Annotated in this window: 15 protein-coding genes; 10 read left to right on the top strand and 5 right to left on the bottom strand. The window is 68.1% G+C overall.

Translation table 11 applies throughout. The features are described 5' to 3' along the window. Positions 1-11: 11 nt before the first annotated feature. Together cysE and AC1DW3_RS19785 are read right to left on the bottom strand one after the other, a co-directional pair. Complete coding sequence (gene cysE, locus AC1DW3_RS19790; protein ID WP_477934066.1) at positions 12-788, bottom strand: serine O-acetyltransferase; 777 nt, start codon at positions 786-788, stop codon at positions 12-14. A 10-nt stretch (positions 789-798) separates the two neighbouring features. Beyond that, the gene (locus tag AC1DW3_RS19785; RefSeq protein ID WP_477934064.1) at positions 799-1,545 is read right to left on the bottom strand and encodes an RNA methyltransferase; all 747 of its coding nucleotides are present in this window, start codon (positions 1,543-1,545) and stop codon (positions 799-801) included. Between the two features lie 109 nt (positions 1,546-1,654). Between AC1DW3_RS19785 and AC1DW3_RS19780 the strand changes: the two genes are divergently transcribed. Continuing rightward, positions 1,655-2,587 (top strand): inositol monophosphatase family protein, encoded by a 933-nt coding sequence (locus AC1DW3_RS19780; RefSeq protein WP_477934062.1) that lies wholly within the window; start codon positions 1,655-1,657, stop codon positions 2,585-2,587. 229 nt (positions 2,588-2,816) lie between these two features. Then, positions 2,817-3,131, top strand: a complete 315-nt coding sequence (locus tag AC1DW3_RS19775; protein WP_477934060.1) for an energy transducer TonB — start codon at positions 2,817-2,819, stop codon at positions 3,129-3,131. 65 nt (positions 3,132-3,196) lie between these two features. Here the strand turns inward: AC1DW3_RS19775 and AC1DW3_RS19770 are convergent, their stop codons facing one another. Further along, the gene (locus tag AC1DW3_RS19770) at positions 3,197-4,489 is read right to left on the bottom strand and encodes a hypothetical protein (protein WP_477934222.1); all 1,293 of its coding nucleotides are present in this window, start codon (positions 4,487-4,489) and stop codon (positions 3,197-3,199) included. A 52-nt stretch (positions 4,490-4,541) separates the two neighbouring features. Then, positions 4,542-5,612, bottom strand: a complete 1,071-nt coding sequence (locus AC1DW3_RS19765; protein ID WP_477934058.1) for a porin — start codon at positions 5,610-5,612, stop codon at positions 4,542-4,544. Positions 5,613-5,726: 114 nt separating this feature from the next. Between AC1DW3_RS19765 and AC1DW3_RS19760 the strand changes: the two genes are divergently transcribed. After that, positions 5,727-6,647, top strand: a complete 921-nt coding sequence (locus AC1DW3_RS19760) for a LysR family transcriptional regulator (protein ID WP_477934057.1) — start codon at positions 5,727-5,729, stop codon at positions 6,645-6,647. Next, on the top strand, positions 6,640-7,608 hold the full coding sequence (locus tag AC1DW3_RS19755) for a Bug family tripartite tricarboxylate transporter substrate binding protein (RefSeq protein WP_477934055.1): 969 nt from the start codon (positions 6,640-6,642) through the stop codon (positions 7,606-7,608). Before AC1DW3_RS19760 ends, AC1DW3_RS19755 begins: the two co-directional genes overlap by 8 nt. Here the strand turns inward: AC1DW3_RS19755 and AC1DW3_RS19750 are convergent. Then, the gene (locus AC1DW3_RS19750; RefSeq protein WP_477934053.1) at positions 7,605-8,657 is read right to left on the bottom strand and encodes a hypothetical protein; all 1,053 of its coding nucleotides are present in this window, start codon (positions 8,655-8,657) and stop codon (positions 7,605-7,607) included. The two genes, AC1DW3_RS19755 and AC1DW3_RS19750, sit on opposite strands and share 4 nt — an antisense overlap. A 93-nt stretch (positions 8,658-8,750) precedes the next feature. On the opposite strand from AC1DW3_RS19750, the gene mutS reads away from it, so the two are divergent. From mutS to AC1DW3_RS19720, 6 genes are all read left to right on the top strand, one after another. Further along, positions 8,751-11,216, top strand: a complete 2,466-nt coding sequence (gene mutS, locus AC1DW3_RS19745) for a DNA mismatch repair protein MutS (protein WP_477934051.1) — start codon at positions 8,751-8,753, stop codon at positions 11,214-11,216. 5 nt (positions 11,217-11,221) lie between these two features. Next, entirely contained in the window at positions 11,222-12,040 is an 819-nt protein-coding gene (locus tag AC1DW3_RS19740) for a hypothetical protein (protein ID WP_477934049.1), read from the top strand. Positions 12,041-12,099: 59 nt separating this feature from the next. Further along, positions 12,100-12,894: an alpha/beta fold hydrolase gene (locus tag AC1DW3_RS19735; RefSeq protein WP_477934047.1), complete on the top strand. Its 795-nt coding sequence runs from the start codon at positions 12,100-12,102 to the stop codon at positions 12,892-12,894. Positions 12,895-13,088: 194 nt separating this feature from the next. Further along, positions 13,089-14,720, top strand: a complete 1,632-nt coding sequence (locus tag AC1DW3_RS19730; RefSeq protein ID WP_477934045.1) for a CTP synthase — start codon at positions 13,089-13,091, stop codon at positions 14,718-14,720. A gap of 11 nt (positions 14,721-14,731) precedes the next feature. Next, a complete protein-coding gene (kdsA, locus tag AC1DW3_RS19725; protein ID WP_477934043.1) occupies positions 14,732-15,589 on the top strand; it encodes a 3-deoxy-8-phosphooctulonate synthase in 858 nt (285 codons plus the stop codon). A gap of 109 nt (positions 15,590-15,698) precedes the next feature. Beyond that, positions 15,699-15,989 (top strand): DUF1330 domain-containing protein, encoded by a 291-nt coding sequence (locus tag AC1DW3_RS19720; protein ID WP_477934041.1) that lies wholly within the window; start codon positions 15,699-15,701, stop codon positions 15,987-15,989. The last annotated feature ends 3 nt before the right edge of the window (positions 15,990-15,992 follow it).

Here is a 15,992-nt window from a genome sequence, read left to right as displayed (position 1 = left end):
TCAGAAGGACCCTACTTGACCAGCCGGTTCATCTCCGCCGCATCAAAGGCCTCGTCGCGCTGGGCGTCGTCCGGCACGCAATCGCCCACCGGCTTGCCCATCTGCGTCGACAGCTTGCAGACCGCATTCCAGATCAGCGCAATCTGGTGCTCGTGGCCGGAGGCGCTGTCGATGAGGCCGCGCATGGCCAGCGCGACCGGGTCGTCGCCCTGGGTCACGCCATAGGCCGAGAAGCCCATCTTGGCGGCCGCCTCCTCGCGGGCCTGCTCGCTCTCGGCCTCGATGATGCGGGCCGGGTTGCCGACGGCCGTCGCACCGGCCGGCACCGGCTTGGTCACGACGGCGCCCGAGCCGATGCGCGCACCGGCCCCCACCGTGAAGCCGCCCAGCACGCTGGCATTGGCACCGACGATGACGCCGGGGCCCAGCGTCGGGTGGCGCTTGGCGCCCTTGACGAGTGACGTACCCCCCAGCGTCACGCCCTGGTAGATGGTGCAGCCCTCGCCGATCTCGGCCATCTCGCCGACGACGATGCCCATGCCGTGGTCGATGAAGACCTTGCGACCGATGCGCGCGCCGGGGTGGATCTCGATGCCGGTGAAGAACCGGCCCCAGTGCGAGATCCAGCGGCCCAGCCACTTGAAGCCGCGCTGCCAGAACCAGTGGGCGCGGCGGTGGAACATCAGCGCATGCAGGCCCGGGTAACAGGTCAGCACCTCCCACGCCGACCGGGCGGCCGGGTCGCGTTCCAGGATGAGGGCGATGTCTTCGCGCAGGCGTTGAAACATGGCGCGCAGTCTAGGAGCCCTGGCTTGGGCCTGCTGACGCTGAGGTCTTCTGCATCTGCCGCGCGATGCCGCGCAGGATGTGGATTTCCTCGTTCGTCAGGCCCGCCCGGTTGAAGAGCTGGTTGAGTCGCGGCATCAGCTTGCGTGGCGCGGCAGGGTCGAGATAGCCGATGTCGGTCAGCGCGGCCTGCAAATGCTCGAGCAGGCCCTGCACGGCGCGGGCATCGGCYAGTTCGGGGTCGGGCGTGCGGGCCTGCACGCCAAAGCCGCCCACGGCCTGGCGCAGGTCGTAGGCCAGCAGCTGCACGGCCTGGGCGAGGTTGAGCGAACCGTAGTCCGGGTGGGTCGGGATGCTCAGCACCGCGTGGCAGCGGTAGACATCCTCGTTGCTCATGCCGTAGCGCTCGGAACCGAACACCAGGGCCAGGCGCGGTGCAGCCTCGCGGGTGGCCAGTTCGGCGAAGAGCGAGCGCGGCTCGCGCGTCGGCGGTCCGAAGTCGCGCGGCGTCATCGCGGTGGCGCAGGCGAAGTCCACGCCGTCCAAGGCCTCGGCCAGCGTGTCGACGACGCGGGCCCGGGCCAGGATGTCGGCCGCGCCGCTGGCCATGGCCACAGCCTCCTCGTGGCAGAGCACGTCGGCAAAGCGTGGCGCGACCAGCACCAAATCCTTGAAGCCCATCACCTTCATCGCCCGCGCGGTAGCGCCCACGTTGCCGGCGTGGCTGGTATGGATGAGAACGAAGCGTGTGGATTCCACGGGTTTGTACGGAGCAGGCGGCTAGAATCGCGCGATTATCCGGGCCACCCTCGTGGCGGCCCGTCGCTCTTTCCTCCCGTCAGCCCCTTCTTCCCAGCGAGTGCCACGCATGCTGCAAACGTCTCACCATCCCATGCTCAATGTCGCCATCAAGGCGGCGCGTGCGGCTGGCGCCATCATCAACCGCGCCTCGCTGGACCTCGAAGCTCTGCGCATCAACACTAAGAGCCCGAACGACTTCGTGACCGAGGTCGACCACGCCGCAGAAGGGGTGATCATCGAGACGCTGCTGGGCGCCTACCCGGACCACGGCATCCTCGCCGAAGAGTCGGGCCGCACCCACGGCGCCAAGCATTCCGAGTTCGTCTGGATCATCGATCCGCTGGACGGCACCACCAACTTCATCCACGGCCTGCCGATGTACTGCGTGTCCATCGCGCTGGCGCATCGCGGCGTCGTGCAGCAGGCCGTCGTCTACGACCCGACCCGCAACGACCTTTTCTACGCCAGCAAGGGCCGTGGCGCCTTCCTGAACGACCGCCGCCTGCGCGTGTCCAAGCGCACCCGCATGAGCGACGCGCTGATCGGCACCGGCTTTCCCTTCCGCCGCGGTGACAACTTCAAGCGCTACGTGAAGATGTTCGAGGAAGTCATGCAGCACTGCGCCGGCCTGCGCCGCCCGGGCGCCGCGGCCCTGGACCTCTGCTACGTCGCCGCAGGCTACTACGACGCCTTCTTCGAGACCGGCCTGCAGCCCTGGGACCTGGCGGCCGGTTCGCTGATCATCACCGAGGCCGGTGGCCTGGTGGGCAACTTCACGGGTGAAGCCGACTTCCTGCACCAGCGCGAAGTGGTGGCCGGCAACCCCAAGATCTACGCCCAGCTCGTGACCATGCTGGCGCCCTACACCCGCGTCATCAAGGAAGAAGACGCCGCGGCACCGGCCGCACCGGTCGTCGAAATGGTGCCGGCAGCGGCCGCGCCGAAAAAGCGTGCCGCGGTGCGCATCAAGAAGGACGAGAACGGCGACGCGCCGGTCTGAGCGACGCGCCGATCCCCGAAACAAGCCCTCTCGCGAGGGCTTTTTCATTGGATCGGCGTGAAGGAGTTGGCGCCAGCCGCCTCTACGGGCTAACCCGGTCATCGGTGCGTGACTTCTGCACGGCCATACCCCTTACCTGTGGGGGCCCGACTGGCCAGAATGCGTGCTGCAACGCGGTCACAAGCCGCTTCGTTTCGCCCCCAATCAACCAGACCGAAAGACGCTACTGATGTTTGCCCGTTCCGCTGTCGCCCTCGCCCTCGTCGCCGCTGCTTCCCTGGCCCATGCCGATGCCAAGGTCCTGAAGAAGGTTGCCCCCGAGTACCCCAGCGAGGCCGTGAAGAAGAACATCAGCGCCGGCAGCGTGCGCGCCAAGATGACCATCGCCGGTGACGGCAAGGTTTCGGATGTCGCGATCGTCGAAGCCGAACCCAAGCGCGTCTTCGACCGCGCTGCCACGGAAGCCCTGAGCCAGTGGAAGTTCGAAGGCACGGGCGCCGCCCAGACGCACGAAGTCAAGCTGGTGTTCAAGTCGGAAGACTAATTAGACGCTTCGATAGTTCGAAGCTTCGCTGAATCAACAAGGCCCGCATTGCGGGCCTTGTTCTTTTATGGCTTTGCCCGTGATGGCACGCGGGTGTCGAGCGGCTTGGGCACATAGCCCGGCTCGAACCGGCAGGTCGACCCCAGCACCGCCCTCGCCTTCTCGCAGCCCGCCGCAATGCCGTCTGGCGTGGGCTTCTTCCCCTGCGTTGCCCACGTCGACAGCGCCTCCATCAAAGCCGCATAGGTTGGATCGCTGAGATAGCTGTGATCGCGGTCGCCGGTGTAGGTCTGCACCAGCGCCGCATCACGACCGACCGTCGCCATGGCGCGGCCAAAGCTCTCCTGCAGCTCGACCATGGCCGTGGGGTCGTGGATGGCATGCACCGTCAGCACCGGCACGGGGATGCGCCCGCTCAGGTCCGCGTCTGCCGCCAACGTGGCCACCGCCTGGGGATCGGCCGCGTAGCGCAGCACGCCCGCGTTCAGTGCGACGTCATCCGCCGAGCCCGTGTAGGCAACGCCGACATTGCCGAAGGGGCTGACGCCGCCGGTGCGCTTGAGCACAACGTCCTGGAAATGCCAGGTCGCCCAGTTCAGATGGGACTGGATGCTGCGCTCCGGAATGCGGATCACGTCGACAAGCGTCTTGACCTTGGCTGCCTGCTCCGGCGTGCGTTCGGCCGGCTTGCCCAGGCAGTCGTCGACCCGCCGCGCCAGCTCAGCCTGCGTCAGCTTCGCATCGGCAGGCAGACCCGTGTTCAGCGGGTATTGAGGCTCGCTGGGCAGCGGATGGTTGTGGCAGAGGTATTGGTAGACGACGCGCAGATCAAGCCGGAAGTCGTAGCTGCGCGTGCCGCCGCCGAGCACACCGGCCGTCAGCAGCACGGCGGCGTACGGCTTGCCTTCGGTGAACAGCTCCGCTCCCTTGGCCGCGACGCTCGCGCCCCAGGACTGGCCGTGCAGCCAGACATGCCTGGGCTTGGCCACCTTGGCGATGAAGAGTTGCCGCAGCCTCTCGGTGTCTTCCGCCGCGGCGGTCACCGCGACGCCGCCCTGGCGGTAGCTCGACGCCGCCCAGGCATAACCCAGGCGGGGCATGACGGACCAGCGCTCCAGGTCCTCGACAACGCGCTTGGCCGTCGGCGCGCCGAGAAATGGCCCGCCGTGAGCATGCAGCACCAGATCGCCGTTCCAGGCCTTGGGCATGGCGATCAGATAGAAGGCGCCGGCACCGTCCCGCCCGGCCAGGCAGGTGGTGCCCTCACCGACGTTGTGCGGGCAGGCCGTCGCCACGGGCGGGGTCTCGGCCGCGGTGTCGAAAGCCGCGGCGGGAGAGAGGCCCGCCGCCAGCGCCATCCATGCGCCCAGCCGCTTCATCGTCATCGTCCTCATCTCGCTGTCTTCCTGCTTAGAAGCTGTGGCGAACGCCGAACTCGACGCCGCTGCTGTTGCCACCGGGCACCGTCGTCGCCACGCCCACATTGAAGCGCACGCCGGTGCCCTTGTTGTCGATGCGGGCGACGTTGCCATAGAGCGCCGTGCGCTTGGACAGATCATGCACATAGCCGAGGGCGATATGCGTCGCGTCGCTGGCCACGCTCTTGGCGCTCAAGGTCGTGTAGGCAAAGCGGAGCTCGCCCTGCGGGCTCACCTGCCACTGCGTGCCGACCATGCGCGCCGTCGTCTTCGTGGTGCCGACCTTGTTCTCGCCCCACAGGCCCATCAGCTTGACCGGCCCGATCTGCCAGGCCATGCCGACATTGCTCTGCGTGTAGTCACCCGTCGCATAGCGCGTCTTCGAGGTCGCCACCGAGGCGTTGAAGGCCTCGTTGCGCCAGCCGATGCGGATGCCCTGCAACCGGCCGTCCTTGTGCGTCGGGCCGTCGCCCTGCTCGCCCAGGGCCAGCATCACATGGGCATAGACACCGCCCAGACCCGCGGGCAGGAAATAGCCGATGGAATTGGAGGCCCGCACATTGGTGCGTGCCGTCGTGCCGTTGGCGGGCGCCGGATAGAACATCAGCCCCGAACTGCCGACGCCATTGGTACCGAAGGGATGCATGGACGTCGTCAGGTTGCCGAAGGACGGCACATAGTCGCGGCCCAGCCGCAACTCGCCCCAGTCGCCCGAGACCTGCACGGTCGCGCGGCGGCCCCAGGTCAGGCCGCCGCTGACGGAGTCCTTGTTGTTGCTGCTGGTCGCGCCGCTGGTGCCGTCGTCCACGGCCACAGCCGACTCCAGCCAGAAGCCGACCTTGAGACCGCCCCCCAGGTCCTCGGTGCCGCGCACGCCGAAGCGGCTGGAGGTGTTGCCATCGCTGTTGACCAGCCAGCGCTTGCCCACGCCGTCGGCCTTGAGCTGCTGCACGCCGATGTCCATCAAGCCGAACAGCTGCACGCTGCTGTTGCTCTGCGCCTGTGCGCCCATGGCCGTGGCGGCCAGGGTCAGCAAGCTCACCCTCGAAAGTCTTGTCGTCATCCTCGTCTCCATGTGGTTGTTGTGTGGAATCCGGGGCGGACCTTAGTGACGGCACTCCATAGCGTCAAATACAGTAAACACACGACCTGAAGACATAAAAAGTATGGAGACAAAATGGAGCTGCGGCATCTGCGCTATTTCGTGACCGTGGCCGAGACCGGCCACATGACACGCGCCGCGGGGCTGCTGGGCATGCAGCAGCCGCCGCTGAGTCAACAAATCAAGGCGCTGGAGCAGGAGCTCGGCCTGGTGCTGCTGCACCGGCATCCCAAGGGCGTCAGCCTCACCGACGGCGGCCGCCAGTTCCTCGAGGAAGCCAAGCGCCTGCTGCGCGACTTCGGCGACATGCGCGACCGCATGGACCGCCTCGCCGGCGGCCAGTACGGCCTGCTGACGGTGGGCTTCACCAGCTCCGCCGCGGCCCACGCCTTCACGCCGGCGGTGTTGCGCGCCTGCCGCAGCGAACAGCCTGGCATCGCGCTGACCATGACCGAGGACAACGCCGCCGGCCTCATCGACGCCATCGCCAAGAGCCGGCTGCATTGCGGCTTCCTGCGCGTGCCCGTGGCCCAGCCCGAGGGCGTCAGTTTCGAGACCCTGCTGACCGAGCCGGCGCTGCTGGCCCTGCCCTTGGACCATCGGCTCGCAGCCGTGCCGCGGGCGTCGACGACGCCGGTGCCACTGGCCGAGCTGGAGAACGAGGACCTCATCCTGGTGCGCCGCCCCGGCGCGCCCGGCCTCTACGCCAACCTGCTGGACCTGTGCGAACGCCATGGCGTGAGGCCGCGCAGCTTCATCGAGGTCGACCGCATGATGATGAACATGAACCTCGTCGCGGCCGGCGCGGGCATCTCCGTCGTGCCCGCTTCGATGCGCGGCATGCATGCCCATTCCATCGTCTGCCGGCCGTTGGAGAAGCATGCCCAGCTTGAAGCGCCGCTGACGCTGGCCTACCGCGCGCACGACCAGGCCGGCCCGACGGGCACCTTCATCGCTCTGGCCCGCCGCATCGCCCAGGCCCACCGCGATGCGTAGGCGGTCGTTGTGGGCGCTCGCCGGGGCGGCCCTGTGCTGCGTCGCCCTTGCCGCGCCAGAGCCCTGGCCCACGCGGCCCATCCACCTCGTCGTGGCCTACCCGCCCGGCGGCGTCAGCGACGACACCGCACGCGGGCTGGCGCACTTCATGAGCGCGCGGCTCAAGGTACCCGTCCTCGTCGAGAGCCGTGCCGGCGCCGGTGGCCTGGTGGCCCTGGAGTCGCTGACGCACGCCGCGCCCGACGGCTACACGCTGGCCTATTGCGCCATCTCGCCGCTGGTCTTCGCACCGGCCGCGTCGGCCTCTGTGCCATCGGGGCGAGGCAGCGACGCCCTGCTGCATGACGTCGCGCCCGTGGTCAGCCTCATGGACACGCCGGTGCTGGTGCTGGCGCACCCGTCGTTCAAGCCAGCGACCTTTGCCGCCATGCTCGCGGCCGCGCGCGCAGCGCCGGGCCGGCTGCGCTGGGCGACCTCCGGCCAGGCCACGGTCGGACACATGGTGCTGGCGCAGATACGCGCCGCGGCAGGCGTCGACATCATCCACATCCCCTACAAGGGCGGCGGCCAGCAACTGACCGACGCACTGGCCGGGCAGTTCGAGCTGCTGTCGTCCAACGTGGCCGCACAGCAGCTGCAATACGTGCGGCAGGGGCTGCTGAAGCCGCTCGCCATCGGATCACCCAAGCGGCTGCCGGTGCTGCCCGATGTGCCAACGCTGGTGGAGCTGGGCTTTCCGGAGGCCAACCTGGTCTCGACCTTCGGCCTGTTCGCGCCGCGTGGCGTGCCCGAGGACAGGCTGAGGCTGATCAACGCCGTCGTCAACGAGGCCCTGCGCCAGCCCGAGATCCGCTCGAGGATCCTGGACGTCAGCAATCTGCCGACGGGTGGCAGTGCGGCAGACTTTGCGGCGCGTATCGCCAAGGAGCGCGAGCGGGCGCTCAGGGTGCCGGCAGACTAAGGGCGCGCATCGGTCGCCACCGCCCCCAGCAGACTGACGGGCCGGGTGCGGAACTGGTACGACGCCACGCCATCGCCCGGCCGCCCTGGCGGCATGAACATCGCCACCAGCACGGCGTCGCCCTCCCGCCAACCCACACCAGCGCGACCCACGACGGCCAGCCACCAGCGGCCATCAATGAACACCGGCAGGCGGCGCGGGTCGGCGTTGGAGAAGGTTGTCAGCATCGGGTCCAGCCGCTTGTCATCGGCGCCAAACAGCGGAAATGGCGGGTTCGTGTCGCCGATCGCACCGGGCGTGGCCAACGGTGGGTTCAGCGCGGCGACGACGACCGCGTCGGGGGAGCGGCCGCCGGCAAACGCCTTGGCATCGAACTGCACCTTGGAGGCACGGTCCGCTTCATAGGCCTGCGCCAGCTTCTCCGCCTCGGCCTGGCCCGCGGCGCAGACCTGAGCGCCAGGTGCACAGAAGCGTTTTTCTGGCGCCATCGCAGTGCCGCGCCTCAGCTTCAGACCGCAGGCCTGACCCCAGCCCTGCCCCGTCCATGCCGCGACGCGGTAGTGCAGATCCGGGCTGACCATGGACGGCGCGCCGCCCGCGATGAACGCCGGCCGGCCAAGCACCTGAGCGAGGCCGGCGGACTGGGTCATGCACAGGTCCATGTGCTCCAGATCGAAAGGCGGAGGCAGCCGCCGCGCCGGCCGGCCAGGCCGCGCCTCGACCAGCACCAACGACTGGCAGTTCGCCGTGCCGGCGAAGGCTTCGACCAGATACACCGGCGCACCTTCCAGCTGCTGCACACCCACGGATTGCCCCTCAGTCACGGCGAGCAGCTCACGCCAATGCGCGTCATTCGCCAGCGAGGTCACGGTGGGGGACTGTCTTGCGCTCCCAGTGGGCTTCACCCAGGCTGCCAAAGGATCGGGTGTTGCCCAGACTTCAGACGGCGCCCGCCGAGCTTCATCGGCCAGCCGCGCGCAGAGCGAAGGTTCGGCCGCTACGGCAGTGAGGCTGGTCAGCGCCAAGCCGGCCAGCAAAGCCTTGTTCATCGTGATCTCCCTGGGGTCGGCACCGGCCGCCGCGTAAACTGCCGCCCATTCTGAAGCCCTCCGCCGGGGGGCTTTGCTATTTGCCAGACGCCGATGACCCAGACCGCTGACTTCAGCGCCCATACACCCATGATGAGCCAGTATCTAGGGCTCAAGGCGGACTTCCCGGACACGCTGCTGCTGTACCGGATGGGCGATTTCTACGAAGTCTTCTACGACGATGCGCGCAAGTGCAATGCGCTGCTGGACATCACGCTGACGCAGCGCGGCCAGAGCGCCGGCCAGCCCGTCGTCATGGCCGGCGTGCCGGTGCATGCACTGGAGAGCTATCTCGCCAAGCTGATCAAGCTGGGCGAGGCGGTCGCGATCGCCGAGCAGGTGGGCGAAGTCGGCGCCAGCAAGGGGCCGGTGGAGCGCAAGGTCGTGCGCGTCGTCACGCCCGGCACCATCACCGACACCGAGCTGCTGGCCGACAAGCAGGACGCCGTGCTGCTGGCCGTCTCCGGCCACGGCCGCCGCCATGGCCTGGCCTGGCTGTCGCTGACCCAGGGCGAGATCGGCCTGGCCGAATGCAGCGACGTCGAGCTGCCGGCCTGGCTGGCGCGGCTGGCGCCGGCTGAGGTGCTGGTCAACCGTGAGCAGCAGCCGGCCGGCGTCATGAAGGCGCGCTTCCCGGTCACGAACCGGCCGAGCTGGCAGTTCGACGCGACGCTGGGCCAACGCAAACTGTGCGAGCAGCTGGCCGTTGCCAGCCTGCAGGGCTTCAATGCCCACGAGCTGCCCATCGCCCATGCTGCCGCCAGCGCCCTGCTGGCGTTTGCCGAGCACACGCAAGGTCGCGCCCTCGCCCATGTGCGCAGCTTGCGCGTGCAGCGCAGCGGCGACTTGCTGGACCTGCCACCCGCCACCCAGCGCAATCTGGAGCTGACACAGACGCTGCGCGGCGAAACCAGCCCCACCCTCTTCTCGCTGCTGGACAGCTGCAAGAGCGGCATGGGCAGCCGCACGCTGCGCCAGTGGCTGCTGCATCCCAAGCGCGACCGGGCGGAAGCCATGTCGCGGCACGGCGCCATCGCGGCGCTGCATGCCGAAGGCTTCGAACCGCTGCGGGAGGCGCTGAAGTCGGTCAGCGACGTCGAGCGCATCTCCGCCCGCATCGCCTTGCGCCAGGTGCGCCCGCGCGAGCTGACCGGCCTGCGCGCGACGCTGCAGGCCTTGCCCCAGCTGCGCGCCACCACGCCCGCTTCATTGCGCGACGCGAGCCTGAACCCGCCCGCCGACATCCAGGAACTGCTGGAACGCGCCATCGCGCTCGAGCCCGCCATCCTGACGCGCGACGGTGGCGTCATCGCCGATGGTTTCGACGCCGACCTGGACGAGCTGCGCGGCATCCAGCAGAACTGCGACGGTTTCCTGCTCGACCTCGAGACGCGCGAACGTGCGCGCACCGGCATCGCCAACCTGCGTGTGCAGTTCAACCGCGTGCACGGCTTCTACATCGAGGTCACACAGGGCCAGGTCGACAAGGTGCCGATGGACTACCAGCGCCGCCAGACGCTGAAGAACGCCGAGCGCTACATCACGCCGGAGCTGAAGGCGTTTGAAGACAAGGCCCTGTCCGCCAACGAGCGGGCACTGGCGCGCGAGAAGCTGCTGTACGAGCAGGTCATCGACGCCCTCATCAGCCGTCTGGAGCCGCTGACGGCGCTGGGCCGCACGCTGGCGGGGCTGGATGCGGGCCTGCAGGCGCGCCTGCACGAGACTGGCGGCACGGAGTTCATGCCCAACGACTGCAAGCTCGACGCGCGCACCCGGCTGCTGGTCATCACCGGCCCGAACATGGGCGGCAAGAGCACCTTCATGCGCCAAGTGGCGCTGATCGCGCTGCTGGCCGCCATCGGCTCCTATGTGCCGGCGACGAGCTGCCGCCTCGGACCGATGGATGCCATCCACACCCGCATCGGCGCGGCCGACGACCTCGCCAATGCCCAGTCCACCTTCATGCTCGAAATGACCGAGGGCGCGGCCATCCTGCATTCGGCGACCGACCAGTCGCTGGTGCTGATGGACGAGATCGGGCGGGGCACGTCGACCTTCGACGGCCTGGCGCTGGCATCGGCCATCGCCAGCCACCTGCACGACAAGACGCGCGCCTTCACGCTGTTCGCGACGCACTACTTCGAGCTGACGGAGTTCCCCGCCAAGCACACGCTGGCACAGAACTGGCACGTGTCGGCCGTGGAAAGCGGCGAAGACATCGTCTTCCTCCACGAGCTGCAGCCCGGCCCGGCCAGCCGCAGCTATGGCGTGCAGGTCGCCAAGCTGGCAGGCATGCCCGCCAGCCTGGTGCGCCAGGCGCGCGCCACGCTGGAGGCGCTGGAAGCGCGCCAGAACGCGGCGGACGACCAGTTCGACCTTTTCGCCGCCCCGCCCGCGCCACCGCCGCTGCCCGAGCCCAGCGAACTGCTGCAGGCCCTGGCCAAGGTCGACCCGGACGCGCTGTCGCCACGCGAGGCGCTGGAAGCGCTGTACCAGCTCAAGCGTCTGGCAAACGGCTGAACTTCATGACCCGGCGCCGCGCCGCCCTGGCCCTGCTGTCAGCGGCCGCCCTGCCCCTCGCCCGCGCGGCGGAGCCGCTGCGCATCACCGTTCCGCAACTCGCGCCCAGCGCGCATGAGCACGCCAGCTATTTCCCGCAATTGCTGCGGCTGGCGCTGGAAAAGACGCGCGCCAGCGACGGCCCCTTCGAGATCCGGCACTACGACGAGGCCATGAGCGGCCCGCGCCAGTTTGCCGAGTTGAAGAATGACGGCGCCCTCAACCTGGTCTGGGACGGAACCGACCCCAGGCGCGAAGCCGAACTGCTGCCGGTGCGCATCTCGCTGCTGCGCGAGCTCAACGACTACCGCGTCTTCCTGATCCGCAGGGGCGACCAAGCGCGCTTTCGTGCCGTGCGCAACCTGGCCGAGCTGCGCCAGTTCAGCGCCGGTGCAGGCGAGACCTGGCCCTCGACCGGCGTGTTGCGCGCCAACGGCCTGCCGGTGGTCACGTCCATCGGCTATGAACAGCTGTTCGCCATGCTGGCCGCCGGCCGCTTTGACTACATGCCACGCGGCGTCTACGAAGCCTGGTACGAGCAAAGCCAGCACGCCGGCCTGATCATCGAGGAAGGCCTGTTCCTGCACTACAGCGTACCCTTCTACTTCTTCACCAGCCGCAAGAATCCGGCCCTGGCCGATCGCATCGAACGCGGCCTGCGTGCGGCGCTGGCGGACGGCAGCTTTGACCGCCTGTTCCGAAGCATCCCCAGCTTCAAGCGCAGCCTCGATGAAATCCATGCCGGCAGGCGCCGCGTGATCGAGCTTCAGTTGCCCCGCGACTGAAGCCATCTGGAGTCCCCGCTCCAGAACGGCTGGCCAGTGCGCAGGCACACTGCGTGGCCATGACGAAAACGCTGGTCTTCTCCCATGCCAACAGCTACCCCGCGGGCTGCTACCGCGTGCTGTTCGAGCGCTGGCGCGCTGCCGGCTGGCGCGTCGAGGCGCTGGACCGCTTCGGCCACGATCCGCGTTTCCCCGTCACCGGCGACTGGCGCCGCTTGCGCGACCAGTTGATCCATTTCATCGAGCACGACGTCAAGCCCAAGGGCCAGGTTGCCCTGGTCGGCCATTCCCTGGGCGGCATGCTGAGCCTGATGGCCACCTGCCGCCGGCCCGACCTCATCGGCCGCCTGGTCATGCTGGACTCACCCGTCGTCTCCGGCATGAAGGCCGCCGCCGTGGCGATGGCCAAGACGACGGGATTGATCCACCGCTACGGCCCGTCCAAGATCGCCCGCGAGCGTCGCCATGTCTGGCCGGATCGCGAAGCCGTCCACAAGCATTTCTCTGCCAAGAAGCTCTTCGCCCGCTGGGACCCGCGCGTGCTGGCCGACTACATCGCCGCCGGCTTCGAGGACACCGAGGACGGCCAGGTGCAGCTGCGGTTTCGGCGCGAGGTCGAGGCTCACGTCTACCGCACCCTGCCCCACCACCTGCCCTTGCTGCTGCGCCTGCGCCCGCCGCAATGCCCGGTCGCCTTCGTCGGCGGCACGCGCTCGGCCGAGCTGCGCCAGGCGGGTGCCGCGGCGTCCATGAAGCTGGCCGGCGAGAACTGGCGCTGGATGGAGGGCTCGCACCTCTTCCCGTTCGAGAAGCCCGAGGAAACCGCGGATCTCGTGCTGGAGTTGCTGGCTTAAGCGCGGGCCGAGCGCCGGGCCGCTCCCAAGCCGGCCCGCGGGCGATGTGCTTTTGGCTCAAAGCCAAAAGCATCGCCGTCCCCTCGGGGACCGACTGGAATCGCCCGCGTTCAGCGCGGCGAGGCCAGGCGAGGGGCACACCATTTACAATCGCAATTTCCACCTCAGCAGGCTGTTCTGGCCTGCTGCACGACATGACCAAATACGTCTTCGTCACCGGCGGTGTGGTGTCCTCCTTGGGCAAGGGCATCGCGTCGGCCTCCCTGGCTGCCATCCTCGAATCGCGCGGCCTCAAAGTCACCCTGATCAAGCTGGACCCCTACATCAACGTCGACCCCGGCACGATGTCGCCCTTCCAGCACGGTGAAGTCTTCGTCACCGACGACGGCGCCGAAACCGACCTCGATCTGGGCCACTACGAGCGCTTCATCACGACAAGGATGAAGAAGGCCAACAACTTCACGACCGGCCAGATCTACAAGACCGTGCTCGAGAAGGAACGCCGCGGCGACTATCTCGGCAAGACGGTGCAGGTGATTCCGCACATCACCAACGAGATCCAGGAATACATCAAGCGCGGCGCCGAAGGCGTCGACGTGGCCATCGTCGAGATCGGCGGCACGGTGGGCGACATCGAGTCCCTGCCCTTCCTCGAGGCCGTGCGCCAGATGAGCCTGCGCGCCGGCCCGACCAACACGGCCTATGTGCACCTGACCTATGTGCCCTGGATCGCCGCGGCTGGCGAGTTGAAGACCAAGCCGACCCAGCACACGGTGCAGAAGCTGCGCGAGATCGGCATCCAGCCCGACGCGCTGCTGTGCCGCGCCGACCGCCGCATCCCCGACGACGAGCGCGAGAAGATCTCGCTGTTCACCAACGTCGCCGAGTACGGCGTGATCTCGATGTGGGACGTGAACACCATCTACAAGGTGCCGCGCATGCTGCACGAGCAGGGCCTGGACCAGCTCATCTGCACCAAGCTCCAGCTCAACACCAAGAGCACCGACCTGAAGCGCTGGGACACCCTGGTCTACGAGGTCGAGAACCCCAMGACCGAGATCAAGATCGCCATGTGCGGCAAGTACACCGACCTGTCGGACTCGTACAAGTCGCTCAACGAGGCGCTGCGCCACGCCGGCATCCACAACCACGCCGGCGTGAAGATCGAATACGTCGACAGCGAGACGCTGACGCCCGAGACGGTCGACACCCTGGCCAAGTTCGACGCCATCCTCGTGCCCGGCGGCTTCGGCAAGCGCGGCGTGGAAGGCAAGATCCTGGCTGCGCAATACGCCCGCGAGCACAAGCTGCCCTATCTGGGCATCTGCCTGGGCATGCAGGTCGCGACCATCGAGTACGCCCGCCACATGGCTGGCCTCGAGAACGCCAACTCCACCGAGTTCGACCCCGCGACGCCCCATCCCGTCATCGCGCTGATCGACGAGTGGCAGGACGCCGACGGCAGCATCCAGAAGCGTGACGAGAAGAGCGACCTCGGCGGCACGATGCGCCTGGGCGCGCAGAGCTCCGACGTCAAGCCGGGCACGCTGGCCGCGAACATCTACGGCCCCGTCGTCACCGAGCGCCACCGCCACCGCTACGAGGCCAACGAGCACTACCTCGACCGCCTGCAGAAGGCCGGCCTCGTCATCTCGGCCATTACCCAGCGCGAGAAGCTGACCGAGATGGTCGAGCTGCCGCAAGAGGTGCACCCCTGGTTCGTCGGCGTGCAGTTCCACCCCGAGTTCAAGTCCACTCCCTGGGGCGGCCATCCGCTGTTCACGGCCTTCATCAAGGCCGCGCTGGAACACCATCAAAAGGCCTGAGGGGACAAGTCATGAAGCTCTGCGGATTCGATGTCGGCATCGACAAGCCTTTCTTCCTGATCGCCGGGACCTGCTCCATCGAGGGGCTGCAGATGTCGCTCGACGTCGCAGGCCTGCTGAAGGAAGCCTGCACCACCCTCGGCATTCCGCTGATCTACAAGGGCTCCTTCGACAAGGCCAACCGCTCGTCCGGCACCACCAAGCGCGGTGTCGGCATGGAAGCCGGCCTGAAGATCCTCGACGAGGTGCGCCGCCAGACCGGCCTGCCGGTGCTGACCGACGTGCACGACGCTGGCCAAGTGGCCGAGGTCGCCAGCGTCGTGGACGTGCTGCAGACCCCGGCCTTCCTGTGCCGCCAGACGGACTTCATCCGCGCGGTCGCGCAGTCGGGCAAGCCGGTCAACATCAAGAAGGGCCAGTTCCTGGCCCCCTGGGATATGAAGAACGTCATCGACAAGGCCCGTGCCGCCGCGCGCGAGGTGGGCCTGTCCGAAGACCTCTTCCTGGCCTGCGAGCGCGGCGTCAGCTTTGGCTACAACAACCTGGTCGCCGACATGACCAGCCTGGCCGAGATGCGCAACACCGGCGCGCCGGTGGTGTTCGACGTCACCCACTCGGTGCAGAAGCCCGGCGGCCTCGGTGGCTCCAGCGGCGGCGCCCGCGAGATGGTGCCCGTGCTGGCCCGCGCCGGCGTGGGTGTCGGCGTGGCCGGTCTCTTCATGGAGACCCACCCCAACCCGGCCGAGGCCTTCAGCGACGGCCCCAACGCCGTGCCGCTCAAGCACATGAAGACGCTGCTGGAGCAACTTGTTGCGCTCGACAGGGTCGTCAAGAAGCAACCTCTTCTCGAGAACGACTTCAGCTGCTGACCTGTCCACCACCCATCAGCGTGGAGCGGGCCGAGCGCTGGGCCGCTCCCGAGCCGGCCCGCATCTCCTCGGGAGATCGGGTGCGGTACGCCGCAACCGAGAGGCTCACATGACTGCCGCCTACATCCTCGCCAACGTCAAGGTCACCAACCCCACGCAATACGAGGATTACCGGCGGCTCTCGACGCTGGCGATGAAGGAACACGGCGCCGAAGTGCTGGTGCGCGGCGGCAAGACGACCGTGCTCGAAGGCGACTGGACGCCCGAGCGCGTCGTGCTGCTGAAGTTCCCGACGCCGGAAGCCGCGCAGGCCTTCTACGACTCGCCCGAGTACGGCGCGGCGCGCGAGGCCCGTGAGGGCATCGCCGTCATGCGCATGGTCTTGATCGAAGGCGTCTGAGCG

It is taken from the genome of Roseateles sp. P2_H4, from assembly GCF_056403315.1.
Note: the sequence above shows the minus strand (reverse complement) of the source record. Positions and strands in the feature narration are given on the sequence as shown.